Here is a 13594-nt window from a genome sequence, read left to right as displayed (position 1 = left end):
CCATGCCGAAAATCGTTTTGCTCTGGACCGATGTGGCGCTGTACCTGATCGTGGTGGCGGTCCTGGCATACGCCTGGCACGTCAAGCGCAGTCCCACGCTGCGGGCGACCTGGCTGCGGGTGGCGCAGGATGGGCCCGCCATGTGCGCCGCGGCGGTCCTGGTCGTCTTCGCGGTGATCGGCCTGCTGGATTCGGTGCATTATCGGCCGCGCTTGCCGCCCCTGCCCGGCGCGGGCGCCGACGCCCCCGTGGCGTATGCGCCGTCCGCGCGCTCGCTGCTGGACGCCATACTGGCGGATACGGTCTTGACCCGCCCGGAGAAGACCTATTCCGCGCCGCTCGCGGCGCGCCAGTTCACCAAGGAAACCATGCTGGTCGACGGACGTCCGGTGCGGGATTTTCCGCGCCTGCGCGCGGGCGCGGCCCACCTGAAGGACCCGGATGCGGGGCGGGTGGCCGATGTGCTGGCGCGTGCCGGCGCCGGGCTGGCCGCTGGTGTGGCGGTGGCGCTGGGACTGGCGGCGCTGGTTTGCCTGTCCATGGCGCGGCGGCATGGCGGGTGGCGGGCCGCCGTGCGCCATGTGCTTCAGGGCGATACGGAGGTGCGCTGGCGCGCCATGGGGATCACGCTGCTCGCCCTATGCGCCGTTGGCGGCGTGCTGGCGGGCCTGGCCACCGGCTACCATCCCCTGGGTACGGACCGCACGGGCAACGACGTGCTGTGGCAGGCCATCAAGAGCATACGCACGGCGCTGGTGATCGGCAGCCTGACCACGCTTGCCATGCTGCCGCCGGCCATGGTGTTCGGCATCGCCGCCGGATACTTCAAAGGCAAGGTGGACGACGCCATCACCTACCTGTATACGACGCTCACTTCGATTCCCGGTGTGCTGCTGGTGGCGGCCTGCGTGCTGATGATGCAGGTCTACATCGACAACAACCCGACGCTCTTTCCGACTTCGGCCGAACGCGCGGACCTGCGTCTGTTCCTGCTGTGCCTGATCCTGGGCCTGACGGGCTGGGCGGGCCTGTGCCGGCTGCTGCGCGCGGAGGTACTGAAGCTGCGCGAACTCGAATACGTACAGGCCGCGCGAGCGTTCGGCGTGTCGCAATGGCGCATCATGAGCCGCCACCTGGTGCCCAATGTGATGCACATCGTACTGATCACCGTGGTATTGGAGTTTTCCTCCCTGGTCCTGTACGAGGCGGTGCTGTCGTATCTCGGCATCGGCGTGGACCCCACCATGAATTCCTATGGGTCGATGATCGATTCAGCGCGCCTGGAAATGTCTATGGACCCGATGATCTGGTGGAACCTGGGCGCGGCCTTTGTCTTCATGCTGGCGCTGGTGCTGGCGGCCAACCTGTTCGCCGATGGCGTACGCGCGGCCTTCGATCCGCGCGCGCGCAAGTTCCGGCCGCGCCGCGCGCCCCTGGTGGCGCCGTCGCCCACGGCCGGCCTGTTCGCCGTTTCACCCGTGGCGGCGGAGGCCCGGGAGGCCGCTCGCGATCCGGGAGAAGGTCGATGAGCGCCGTGGCACCTACCTTGCGCGTCACCGACTTGCGCGTCGAAATCGCCGGCGAGCGCGGCATTGCCGCGGCGGTGAAACGGCTCAGCCTGGCGATCTCGCGCGGAGAGACCTTCGCGTTGGTGGGCGAATCCGGATGCGGCAAGAGCATGACCGCCTTGGCCCTGCTGCGCCTGCTGCCGGACGCGGGCCGGATCGTCGCCGGCCAGGTAGACCTGGCCGGGGAAGATCTGAACCGGCTGCCTGAAAGCGACATGCGGCGTGTCCGCGGCGGCCGTATCGGCATCATCTTCCAGGAACCGTCCACCAGCTTGAACCCGGTGATGCGAGTGGGCGACCAGATCATGGAGACCTTGCGCGCGCATACGCCGCTGCGTGGCGCGGCCGCGCGCGCGCGCGCCATCGACTGGCTGCGGCGCGTCGGCATACCGGAGCCGGAGCGACGTATCGACGACTATCCGATGCAGTTCTCCGGCGGGCAGAAGCAGCGCGTCATGATTGCCATCGCCCTGGCGGCCGAGCCCCTCTTGCTGATCGCCGACGAGCCGACGACCGCGCTGGACGTGACGGTGCAGGCGCAGGTGCTCGATCTGCTGGCGGATATCCAGCGCGACATGGGCATGGCGATGCTGTTGATCACGCACGACCTGGCGGTGGTCCGCAATGTGGCACAGCATGTCGCGCTGATGCGGGCCGGCGAGATTGTCGAGTGCGCGCCGGCCCATGACTTCTTCACGGCGCCAAGGCACCCGTATGCACGCCAGCTCTTCGACGCCATTCCCGCCTTCGAAAAGCGCGGCCGGCCCCTGTCCGGGCCTGCTCCCATGGCGACGTCCGCGGTGATTGTCCCGGCCACCGAGCGCCCCACGGCGGCGGCGTCGCCCGAGCCGGACAGGGTGCCGGGACCGCCGGTGCTGGACGTGCGCGACCTGGCTGTTCATTATCCGGTACGCAAAGGAGCGCTGCGGCGCGTGCGGTCCTGGGTCAAGGCCGTGGACGGCCTGAGCTTCACGTTGCACGAAGGCGAAACCCTGGCGCTCCTGGGCGAATCGGGCTGCGGCAAGACGACCACCGGAAAGGCGCTGCTGCGGCTGATCGAGGGCGCCCGCATCGACGGACGGGCCATGCTGGGCGGTGTCGACCTGATGCGCGCGCGGGGCAGCGCTCTGGCCCGTCTGCGCCAGGATATCCAGATCGTATTCCAGGACCCTTTTGCGTCACTGAATCCCCGCATGCGGGTAGGCGACATCCTGCTGGAAGGCGTGATGGCGTTGCGCCGAGAGCTGACCCGCAGCGCCTGCGGCGACCGGGTCGCCGGCCTGCTGCAGCGGGTCGGCTTGCCGGAAGACACGGCCATGCGCTACCCGCACGAATTCTCCGGCGGCCAGCGGCAGCGTATCGCCATCGCGCGGGCGCTGGCCGTGGAGCCCAAGGTACTGATCTGCGATGAACCGACATCCGCCCTGGATGTCTCGATCCAGGCGCAGATCCTGGACCTGCTGAAGGACCTGCAGCGCGAGCTCGGTATTGCCTACGTGTTCATTACGCACAACTTCGGCGTGGTCGAGTATCTGGCCGACCGCATCGCGGTCATGCATGGCGGCAAGATCGTGGAACTGGGCGCGACCGCCGAGGTATTGCAGCATCCGCGGCATGAGCTGACACGCCGCTTGCTGGCGGCAGTGCCGAGGCTGCAGTTCGCCTGACGCGGACCGGCTTGGCGTGGATTATGTTGCAATGCAGCAAACGGCGCCGGGGTTTACTATTCGCCAGGACGACATCGGGCGCCCGGCGCCGTCTCACCCAGGCGTCCCGCACAACGGCCTGTCATGTCGGTCCCTTGTTTTTCGGCGCCTTATCGCCATATTGCCGCTTATGAAAGTATTCGATCTCCAGTGCGATGCGCAGGGCCACGTCTTCGAGGGCTGGTTCGCCTCGCATGAAGACTATGACGCGCAGCAGGCTCGCGGGCTGGTTTGCTGCCCGGTGTGTGCGTCGGACAAGGTGTCGAAGCGGCTGTCCGCGCCGCGGCTCAACGTATCGCACTTGAAGTCGGATAGCGGCGCCCGTCCGGCACCGGGTGCATCGGCGTCGACCGACGATCCGGTGAACATGGCGCGCCTGCAGGCGGCCGTTCTCCAGCAGGTCCGCGAGATGGTGCGCAAGGCGGAAAACGTGGGTCCACGGTTCGCGGAGGAGGCCCGGCGTATCCACGAGGGTGAAGCCCAGGAGCGGCCGCTGCGCGGCACCGCCACCCCCGAGGAACGGCGCGCCCTGGCCGAGGACGGCATCGACTTCATGGCCTTGCCGGATATTTTCGACGACGAGCGCTTGCAGTAGGCGTTGGCCGTGGGGCCTTGCACTAGCGGCGCGGGGACGGCGTGCCGTCAAGCAGGTGAGATGGAACGGTGGATGCCCTTGGCGTCAACGCGACAGCCCCGTAGGCATCCGGCCCGGCGACGACATAATCGCTTTCCAGCGCGGTGGCGCCGCCCTGGCGCAGGCGCAGCACGTTCACGGCATGGAGCGGTCCGTCATCGTCGGCGGCAACCTGGTAGTGTCCCCCGCCCACGGGGTAGACGCTCCAGTAATCGCCGCACATCCGCAGTTCGCCGAGATAGGGCGATCGGGGCATGCCCATGTACTGCGAGTGGCTCGCAAGCTGGAATTCCAGTGCGATGTGGCTTCGCATGCAGACCTCCCACAACTGCTGTTGCATCTGCGCCATCGAGCGGGCGCCAGCGTACGGCCGGCGGTATCCGTCGGCCTGCGCCGCCGCTGTCCCCCTGAGCGAACGCGCGGGCGTGACGGTTCGATCACGGGCGGCGGCAAGCGGCGCGGCGGCGTCCACTTCAGGCGAGGGCGCCCGGCTGACGGGCGGGATACCGGATGGTGCTGGAGAGGAGGGACGGGGTGGCGCGAGGGCGGCCGGCGCGGGAGACGCCCCATCCAGCCATTGCAGCGCCCGCTTTCCCGCCTGCGTCAGTGCGCCGTCGCGGGTGAAGTACTGGCGCACCGTCCCGAATTCGATGCCGAACAGTTCGCAAAACTGGGTGCGGCTGATTTTCCCGGGTACACGGTAGGGACCGATCAGTTCCTGCGCCCGGCGGAAGTCCGAGCGCGCCAGCGTGGAGTTGCGCGCGGTCGCAGCGAGCCCTTCACGTTCCCGGTCCTCGAGCGTATGGGCCATGCGCTGATCGATCAGGGCGCCCACGCGGGTCAAGTTGCCGTTGGGGCCGACGTAGGCCCGGAGCGCAGCCCTTGGCAGGTTATGGCGCGTGGCGAAGGAGGTAAGCGTTTCCTCGCCGCGCGCGATCTGCCCGCTCGCGCGTTGGATGAGCTCGCGCGTGATTCCGCTACGTCTCTCCCGGCACGATGACGTGGCGGCGATGATCCGCGGCGGGGATGCGGGCCCCGACGACCCTGGACGTTCCCATGGATCGCCGTTGGCCGCCTGTGGGCGGCTTCCCGTAACGGATGGGCTTGCGAGGCCCGGATGGCCGGCAGGCCCCGGCATGCGCAAAGGGGCCAGGGCCGGGCGCTTGCCTACGGAGCGTTCAGCACGTCCTTCAGGGTTGTGTCGCGCGCGAAAGGGCGGAGTGGGCGGGATGGGCGCGTTGGGCGCGGGGGCGCCCGCAAGCGTGCGTTGGCTGTGTAGGGCGTCGACAGGGTGCATATGAGCGGCTCCATACCTGCAAGTGCCCGCCGCGAGGAAACGCGGGGAGCGGCGCCTTCCTCATCCTGGGATGAACGATGCGGGCGGCCTGCTTGGGTACGGGGCGCATCGCGCAGGTTCCGCGCGTTGCCCAAATGAATGACCCGCGGTCCGGGGGATCCGCGGGTCATTCATGTCCTGCATGTCATGAGGCCTGCCGTGCGGCGGGCCCATACCGACGCCGGCGGGTCAGCGGTTCACGCGGCTGCGGTATTCACCGGTGCGCGTATCGATTTCGATCTTGTCGCCGATTTCGCAGAACAGCGGCACGTTGATGTCGAAACCGGTGTTGATCTTGGCGGGCTTGAGCACCTTGCCCGACGTATCGCCGCGGACACCCGGTTCGGTGTACGTGATTTCGCGCACGACGCTGGTGGGCAATTCGACCGAGATCGCACGGCCGTCGTAGAAGACGACCTCGACGGGCATGCCTTCTTCCAGATAGTTGAGCGCGTCACCCATGCTGTCGGCTTCGATCTCGTACTGGTTGTACTCTTCGTCCATGAACACATACATGGGATCGGCGAAGTAGGAGTACGTGCACTCCTTGCGGTCCAGCACCACGACGTCGAATTTTTCGTCGGCCTTGTAGACCGATTCGCTGCCGGCGGCCGTCAGCAGGTTCTTGAACTTCAGCTTGACCACGGCCGCGTTGCGGCCCGACTTGTTGTATTCGGCCTTCTGGACCACGAGCGGATCCTTGCCGACCATGACCACGTTGCCGACTCGCAATTCCTGAGCGGTTTTCATCGATTTAAAACTCCGGGATATTCCTGGTTTCTACCCGGTCCGCCAATGGCGTCAGAACGGGCACGTCAAATTACTGCGCCTTGGGGCAAAGGGCGGTCCAGCGGTCTTCCCTGCGGCCCGGGTCGCCGAGCGGCGCGGAACTGAATGGCGATCGCCCCGCAAAACCCGGCATTCTAGCATTTATGCCGAAGTTCGGCACAGAAGCTCACCAGGTTCGAGGCAAGGTCGGGCCGGCCGCGGTACTCCGCCTCCCACGCGCGGGCGCCCTCGCGCCATGCCTGCCAGGCAGCAGGAGCCGTGGCGGCGTCCCACGCCGCGGAGAGCTCTTCCGTGGCGGCGCCGGTATTCCAGGCGCGTATGAGCGCTTGGGCCGGTGGGGGCGCGCCGTAGCACCGCAGCCATGCATCCAGCTTGTCCAGGTGGACCCCATCGGCCTGCGGGTAAATCTGCCATACCAGAGGCCGGGCGGCCCAGGACCCGCGCACCAGCGAATCTTCGCCACGCACGAAATTCAGGTCGGCGCACCACAGCAGGCGGTCGTAGTCGTCCTGCGGCAGGAAGGGGATGCGGACAATGCGCAATGCCGTCCCCGCAGCCGCTGCCTGCGCTTCCAGTCCTGGCGCCACTCCCTCTGGAACCAGGACCACGGTCGGCTTGCGGTCGCGGCGCAACGCGGCCGCAAGGCTGGCCAGCGGGGCATCCGGATAGCAGAACAATGTGACGAGCCGGACCGCCGCCCGGGCGGCCACGACCTGCGCCGGGACGCCCAGCGCGCCCAGCAGGGCATGCTGCGCCTCTTCCGAGCACTGGAAGCGGTCCCGCGCGAGGGGCAGGTCCGGTTCGCGCAGCAGGCCCCCGGTTGCCGGCGTGAAGCCTGGAAAGAAGAAGTACTTCATCAGCCCATCGCTTTGCGGCGACGGCAGTCTATGGCAGGACTCCACCCACGGCTCCGCGCTCAGATACTCCAGATTGATCCAGGCGGGCCGCCGTTCGCGCATCGCCAGCCGGAAGGCCGGCGGGGGATCGCAGGCGAACGCCTCGATCACCACGTCGCCGGGCACGACGGAAGGCGGGGTGGGCGACCACCATACGATGCGCACACCATCGATGTCCTGTTCCGGCGCGGAGGCATCGCAACGCGGCTCCAGGAGCCGGAAGGCAGGCAGGTCGTCGATCCACAGGCGTACCTGCCAGGCCGCCGCCTGGCGCAGCCGGCGTGCCAGGCGCCAGCAAACGCCGATGTCGCCGTAGTTGTCGACGCGCTTGCAGAAGATGTCGGCGCGCATGGCGGCGCGGTGGCTAGTGGAACTTGGCGGGCGCGGCTTCCGCGTCTTCGGGCAGCTCCGCGTGCACCATTTCCCCGAGGGGGTTGGGGAAGTAAGGCGTACCGCAGTCTTCACAGTAGTCGGCCGGCAGCACGCCCGGGATGCGGCGGACTTCGTTCACGCCCAGCTCTTTCAGCAGGGCGGCGATCTCCTCGACCGGATCCGGCTTTTCTTCTTCGCCGGCGGTGTCGTCCTCGCGGCCGTACAGGGGCCAGACACAGCCATAGATCACGTCATTGCTGTTGCGCGCCGTAAAGGAGACGCGGTATTCGTCCACGCGTCCCTCGCCGCAACCGGCCACCACGGCGCGCAGGCGGGACGGCTCCAGGTTCACCGCGCCTTCCAGCCAGGTCACCGCGGCGCGCAGGGCGAGCGGCCGCACGCGGCGATCCGCCTCGCGGTTGCTGACGTAGTAGGCGTCGGGCAGCAGGCACTCGAAGCCGCAGCCCGGCAGCAATGTCGCCAGCGTGGGCTGGGCCTGAGCCACCCATTGCGACAGGCAGGCTTCGCGCGTGGCGCCGGCGTCGGCAGGGCTTTCCTGCCAGCGGAATATGGCGGTACCCTGCGGGACGGCGACGGCGCCGACGATATAGCGGGTGTCGGCCAGCATGTTGGCGGTTTCCGCGTCCTCCGACAATGCCGGTTTCACCGTTTCGGCGCCTAGCGCCTGGCTTCCAAGACGCTGCAGCCAGTGCCAGGTCTCGGAAAAAGTGCGCGGCATCTGATCTATGCTGACCAGGAAGGGCATGAGCGTCGACCGGGCGCCTTGCGCCAGCACATGGCCGTGCAATTGTGCCGACAGCGTCTGCAACGTGCCCGGCGGGATGGGGCCGGTCGGAATGGTGTAGCGGGTCCATGCGACCATGGGCGCGACGATGAGCAGCACGTCGTAGCGCGTGCCGTTCTTTTCGATCGCGGTCGATTCGGTAAGGGTTTCGGCCTGCTCGATCAGGACTTCGTACGCGCCCGGCTGCGTCTGCGACAAATGATCCAGCGCGGCCTCGAGCGGTGCGTCATTGCCGGCGCGCAGCAGCTTGGGGATGGCGGCACGCAGTTGTTCTTCCCAGAACAGGTCTTCCACGCGGCTGCCGGAGCTGTTCAACGCCAGCGCAAGCGACACCAGACGCGAAGCGTCGCGCGTCAGGCGGGGTGGGGTATGGCTGCGGGGACGGGGCATGACTTCCAGTGGACGGACGGGGAACCGGATAGTTTACCGCCCCGGCGCCGGCCTGACCTGTTTAGAGGCCACGACCCCGTGATACGCGGCGTGCCGCGCCGCGTCATCGTGGCGGTACGATACCCCCATCTTCGAAGGAGCCCAGATGCGCTGGCCTGTTCTTTTCGTATCCCATGGATCGCCCATGCTGGCGGTCGAGCCGGGCCGCACCGGCGCGACGCTGGCCGCATGGTCGCGCGCGCGGGCGCGGCCCACCGCCATTCTGGCGATCTCGCCTCATTGGCGTGAACCCGGCCTGGTTGTCGGCACGCGCGCGCGGCAGGAGGCATGGCATGACTTCGGCGGGTTCCCGCAGGAGCTCTATCGACTCCAGTACGGTCCGCCGGGTTCGCCGGACCTGGCCCAGCGTGTCCAGGCGCTGTTATCCGGGCAGGGGTACGCAGTGCGCGAGGATGCCGCGCGTCCGCTCGATCATGGCGTCTGGGTTCCCTTGCGCTACCTGTATCCCGATGCCGACGTGCCGGTAACGCCCCTGGCCCTGGATGCCCGCCTGGATGCGGCCGGGCAGTATCGCGTCGGCGTGGCCTTGCGCGCCTTGCGCGACGAGGGCGTGCTTATCCTGGCCACGGGATCTATGACGCACAACCTGCGGCATGTCGCGGCCGGTCACGATGCTCAGCCGCTGCCCTACGTGTCCGGCTTCCAGCAGTGGTTCGCCGATCGTTTCGCCCGGGCCGACACGCCCGCGCTGCTCGACTGGTCGGCACAGGCGCCCGACGTCCGCGCGGCGCATCCGCACGACGATCACCTCATGCCCCTGTTCGTCGCGTGGGGCGCGGGTGAGGGCGCGGCGACCCGGCTGGTCGATGAAATCGCCTACGGCGCTCTGGCCATGGACGCCTATCAATTCGACTGACGGGGATGCGGCCCGCATCCTTGCTGTAGCCGGTGGCCGTGATCCATGGCGGCAAGCAGGCTGCAACGCCGCACTTCGGAAGTGGGTCCCGAAGCGGCTTTCAATAGGGTGCAATGTCGTCGTACCTCATGCGCCGGCTGCAGCGGCGTATGTGGGACGTCCGGGCCATGCGGGCGCGCCGCTCCTCCCATAATGGGATTGACGCCCGCGTCCATCCCCGGCAGAATCGACAATAACTTATACGATGTCCTATAACAGAGCCGTGAACTCGCCCGAGGAGATAAACCCATGCCCCTGACCCGCCGATATTTCCTGGCCGCTGCCGGCGCTGCCGCCCTGTGCGGCGCAGCCCCCCTGCGTGCCCAGCAGACCTGGCCAACGCGCAATGTACGCCTTCTGGTGCCCTACCCGGCGGGCGGATCTTCGGACATCATCGCGCGCGCCATCAGCCAGCATTTGTCCGAAGCACTGAAGCAGACCGTTATTGTCGACAACCGGCCCGGGGCGAATGGCAATCTGGGCGCGGCCCTGGTGGCCCAGTCCGGCGAGGAAGGGCACACGCTGCTGCTTTGCGACGTGGGCGCGCTGATGATCAGTCCGTCGGTCTATACCAAACTGACCTTCGATCCCAACAAGGATCTGCGGGGCGTCACCATGCTGGCCTATTCGCCCCATATCCTGGCCGTGCATCCGTCCGTGCCGGTGAATACCCTGCCCGAGCTTGTGGCCTTGTCCAAGCGCGAACGCCTGAATTTCGCGGTGACGGCGATGGGCAGCGCGCCCCATGTGGCGGGCGTGGCGGTGGAGCAGGCTACCGGTGCGAAATGGGAGTACGTGCCCTACAAGGGCGGCTCCCAGGCGATCACCGACACGATAGGCGGACAGACGCAGATCATCATGAACGGGATGCTGGCGACGCTGCCGCACATCCAGAGCGGCAAGCTCAAGGCCATCGCGGTGTCCAAGCGCACGCGCATGCCCCAGGTGCCGAATATCCCGACCATCGCCGAACAAGGCGTGCCCGGCTTCGAATCCGGCACCTGGCAGGGATTGATGGCGCCTGCATCCATGCCGCCGGAAGTCGTGGCCCGCCTCAGCCAGGACCTGGCACGCATCATGAATATCGCCGACCTGAAGGCCAAGCTGGGCGAGCAGGGCGCCGAAGTGGTGACCATGCAGCCGGCCGAAATGGATACCTGGCTGGTGGCGGAGCGCAAGCGATGGGCGGCCGTGGTGCAAAAGGCCGATATTCGCCTGGATTGACCGCACCCGGGCGTCGTCGCGCGCTGCCGGGCTGTCTGCGGGCGACCACGGCATCGTACCAATGACAAGGGGTCGGGCATGCGCCCGACCCCTTGTTGACTTCGACACGGCCAGGCCGCCGGCGCGCCGGCGGCCCTGCGTCCGGCCTCAGGCGGCCAGCAACTGGCGCAGCACGAAGGGCAGGATGCCGCCGTGCTTGTAGTAGTCCACCTCGATAGGCGTATCGATGCGCAGCAGCACCGTGACCTCCTGCTTCGAGCCATCCTTGCGGTGGATCGTCAGCGTGACGTCCTGCTGCGGCCGGATGCCGTTCTCCAGGCCGGACACGTCATAGGTCTCTTCGCCGGTGATGCCCAGCGACTGCACGCTTTCGTCCCCCTTGAACTGCAGGGGCAACACGCCCATGCCCACCAGATTGCTGCGGTGGATGCGCTCGAAGCTGCGCGCGACGACGGCCTTGACGCCCAGCAACTGGGTCCCCTTTGCCGCCCAGTCACGCGATGAGCCGGTGCCATACTCCTCGCCGCCGAATACCACGGTAGGCGTGCCCTGCTCGATGTACTTCATCGCGGCGTCGTAGATGGGCATCTGCTCGCCCGAGGGTTGGAAGATCGTCTCCCCGCCTTCGAAGCGGCTGCCGTCGTCGCGCGGCGGGATCATGAGGTTCTTGATGCGCACGTTGGCGAAGGTGCCGCGCATCATGATTTCATGGTTGCCACGCCGCGAGCCATAGCTGTTGAAGTCGGCCTTCATGACGCCGTGTTCCTTCAGCCACTTGCCCGCGGGCGAGCTTTCCTTGATCGAGCCCGCCGGCGAGATGTGGTCGGTGGTGACAGAGTCGCCGAAGATGCCCAGCGCCCGGGCACCCTGGACGGTCGGCATGGGCGCCAGCTCCATGCCGAAGTCCTTGAAGAAAGGCGGCTCGGCGATGTAGGTGGAATCGGGCCAGTTGTAGACCTCGCCCGTAACGCCCTTGATGTTCTCCCACAGCTGGCCGGGATTGGTGCGCACCTCGCTGTAGTTGTCCTGGAAGGCCTGCGGGTCCAGGGCGTACTTCAGCAGGCTTTCCACCTCTTCGGTCGTGGGCCAGATATCGCCCAGCCAGACATCGCCGTGCTTGCCCTTGGCGACCGGTTCGGTCATCAGGTCGCGCGTCACCGTGCCGGCGAGCGCGTAGGCCACCACCAGGGGCGGCGAAGCGAGGAAATTCGCCTTGATATTCGGGTGAATGCGCGCCTCGAAGTTGCGATTGCCGGAGAGCACGGCGGCGCAGACGAGGTCGTTGTCGTTGATCGCCTCATTGAACTCGGGCGCCAGGTCGCCGGCGTTGCCGATGCAGGTCGTGCAGCCATAGGCAGCCACATTGAAGCCCAGCTTTTCCAGGTAGGGCAGCAGGCCGGTCCGGGTCAGGTATTCCGTGACAACGCGGGATCCCGGGGCCAGCGAGGTCTTGATGTTCTTGGGGACCTTCAGCCCGGCCTCGACCGCCTTCTTCGCCAGCAGGCCGGCAGCCAGCATCACGCTGGGGTTGGAGGTATTGGTGCAGGACGTGATGGCGGCGATCAGGATATCGCCGTTGCGCAGCTTGCTTCCCGTGCTGGTGGTGAACACCTGCTTCAGCTTGTCGGCGGGCTGGTTGAAGCCATTCTCGGCCACCGGCTTGGAGAAGAGGTCGATGAAGGTGTTCTTGACGTTGCCGATCTCGATACGGTCCTGGGGGCGCTTGGGGCCGGCCAGCGAAGGCGCCACGGTGGACAGGTCCAGCGTCAGCAGCTTGGTATAGCCGATGTCCTTGGCCTTGGGGACGCCGAACATCTTCTGGGCCTTGAAATAGGCCTCGAACGCAGCGATCTCCTCTTCCGTGCGGCCGGTGCCCTTGAAGTAGTCGATCGTGCGCTCGTCGACGGGGAAGAAACCCATGGTGGCGCCGTACTCGGGCGCCATGTTGCCGATGGTGGCCCGGTCCGTCACGGACAGGCTGGCGGTGCCTTCGCCGCAGAATTCGACGAACTTGCCGACAACTTTTTCGCGCCGAAGCATTTCGGTGATGGTCAGGACCAGGTCCGTGGCCGTCACGCCGCCACGCAAGCGGCCCTTCAGTTCCACACCCACGACGTCGGGAGTCAGGATATACACCGGCTGGCCGAGCATGCCCGCTTCCGCTTCGATACCGCCCACCCCCCAACCCACCACGCCGATACCGTTGATCATGGTGGTGTGGCTGTCGGTTCCCACCAGGGAGTCCGGGTAGTAGACGTTGTTGGCCTTGTCCAGGTGCACGCCGCGCGCCAGGTATTCGAGGTTGACCTGGTGCACGATGCCGAAGCCCGGGGGCACGACGCGGAAGGTGTCGAAGGCTTCCATGCCCCACTTCATGAACTGATAGCGCTCCTTGTTGCGCTGGAACTCCAGTTTCATGTTCAGGTCCAGGGCGTTCTTGGTGCCGAAGTAGTCGATCATCACGGAGTGGTCGACCACCAGATCCACCGGAACCAGCGGCTCGATGCGCTTGGGGTCCGTTCCCATGGCCTGCGCCACCGAGCGCATGGCGCCGATATCGGCCAGCAGCGGGACGCCGGTGAAGTCCTGCAACACCACGCGCGCCACGACGAAGGGGATTTCGTCTTCGCGCTTGGCGGTCGGCTGCCAGTTCGCCAACTGCCTGACATGCTCTTCGGTCACCTTCTTGCCGTCGCAATTGCGCAGCACGGACTCCAGCACCACGCGCAGCGAGACCGGCAGGCGCTGCACGTCCACGCCCAAGGCCTTGCCCAGCGCCGGCAGCGAATAGTACTGACAGGTCCGATTGCCGATCTTGAATGTTTTCAGTGTGTCGAACGTGTTGTGCGGCATGATGAACTCCATGGTAGGCGACCGCTAAAAAGCAGCCATTTTCATGCGTTTTGGGGCAGTTGTCAT

10 protein-coding genes are annotated in these 13594 nt (G+C 66.8%); 5 read left to right on the top strand and 5 right to left on the bottom strand.

The annotated features are described in order from the left end of the window. Positions 1 to 2 precede the first annotated feature (2 nt). The 3 genes from BAU07_RS18465 (at position 3) to BAU07_RS18455 (ending at position 3869) form a co-directional block, all read left to right on the top strand. Entirely contained in the window at positions 3 to 1529 is a 1527-nt protein-coding gene (locus BAU07_RS18465) for an ABC transporter permease (RefSeq protein ID WP_084025856.1), read from the top strand. Then, positions 1526 to 3235 carry an ABC transporter ATP-binding protein gene (locus BAU07_RS18460; RefSeq protein WP_066660624.1) on the top strand — a complete coding sequence of 570 codons (1710 nt, stop codon included), beginning with the start codon at positions 1526 to 1528 and terminating at the stop codon, positions 3233 to 3235. The genes BAU07_RS18465 and BAU07_RS18460 overlap by 4 nt, the downstream gene beginning before the upstream one ends. 169 nt (positions 3236 to 3404) lie before the next feature. Then, positions 3405 to 3869, top strand: coding sequence for a DUF1178 family protein (locus BAU07_RS18455; protein WP_066660622.1), 465 nt, complete (start codon positions 3405 to 3407; stop codon positions 3867 to 3869). Between the two features lie 22 nt (positions 3870 to 3891). On the opposite strand, the gene BAU07_RS18450 is transcribed toward BAU07_RS18455, so the two are convergent. The 4 genes from BAU07_RS18450 to BAU07_RS18435 all read right to left on the bottom strand — a co-directional run bounded on the left by BAU07_RS18450 (position 3892) and on the right by BAU07_RS18435 (position 8496). After that, positions 3892 to 4719: a hypothetical protein gene (locus tag BAU07_RS18450; RefSeq protein WP_157122314.1), complete on the bottom strand. Its 828-nt coding sequence runs from the start codon at positions 4717 to 4719 to the stop codon at positions 3892 to 3894. Positions 4720 to 5433: 714 nt separating this feature from the next. Continuing rightward, complete coding sequence (gene efp / locus BAU07_RS18445) at positions 5434 to 5994, bottom strand: elongation factor P (RefSeq protein ID WP_066660613.1); 561 nt, start codon at positions 5992 to 5994, stop codon at positions 5434 to 5436. A gap of 173 nt (positions 5995 to 6167) precedes the next feature. Further along, positions 6168 to 7280 carry an elongation factor P maturation arginine rhamnosyltransferase EarP gene (earP, locus tag BAU07_RS18440; RefSeq protein WP_066660610.1) on the bottom strand — a complete coding sequence of 371 codons (1113 nt, stop codon included), beginning with the start codon at positions 7278 to 7280 and terminating at the stop codon, positions 6168 to 6170. 13 nt (positions 7281 to 7293) lie between these two features. Next, a complete protein-coding gene (locus BAU07_RS18435; protein ID WP_066660607.1) occupies positions 7294 to 8496 on the bottom strand; it encodes a DUF2863 family protein in 1203 nt (400 codons plus the stop codon). 145 nt (positions 8497 to 8641) lie between these two features. Between BAU07_RS18435 and BAU07_RS18430 the strand changes: the two genes are divergently transcribed. Both BAU07_RS18430 and BAU07_RS18425 read left to right on the top strand, forming a co-directional pair. Further along, positions 8642 to 9412 (top strand): DODA-type extradiol aromatic ring-opening family dioxygenase, encoded by a 771-nt coding sequence (locus BAU07_RS18430; protein WP_066660604.1) that lies wholly within the window; start codon positions 8642 to 8644, stop codon positions 9410 to 9412. Between the two features lie 288 nt (positions 9413 to 9700). Further along, positions 9701 to 10675 (top strand): Bug family tripartite tricarboxylate transporter substrate binding protein, encoded by a 975-nt coding sequence (locus BAU07_RS18425; protein ID WP_066660601.1) that lies wholly within the window; start codon positions 9701 to 9703, stop codon positions 10673 to 10675. Between the two features lie 147 nt (positions 10676 to 10822). Here the strand turns inward: BAU07_RS18425 and acnA are convergent, their stop codons facing one another. Continuing rightward, a complete protein-coding gene (gene acnA, locus BAU07_RS18420; protein WP_066665540.1) occupies positions 10823 to 13528 on the bottom strand; it encodes an aconitate hydratase AcnA in 2706 nt (901 codons plus the stop codon). Positions 13529 to 13594: the final 66 nt, after the last annotated feature.

Source organism: Bordetella flabilis (assembly GCF_001676725.1).
In the GTDB taxonomy this organism is placed as follows: Bacteria; Pseudomonadota; Gammaproteobacteria; order Burkholderiales; family Burkholderiaceae_B; genus Bordetella_C; species Bordetella_C flabilis.
The sequence above is the reverse complement of the archived record's forward strand: the minus strand, read 5'-3'. Positions and strand labels throughout refer to the sequence as shown.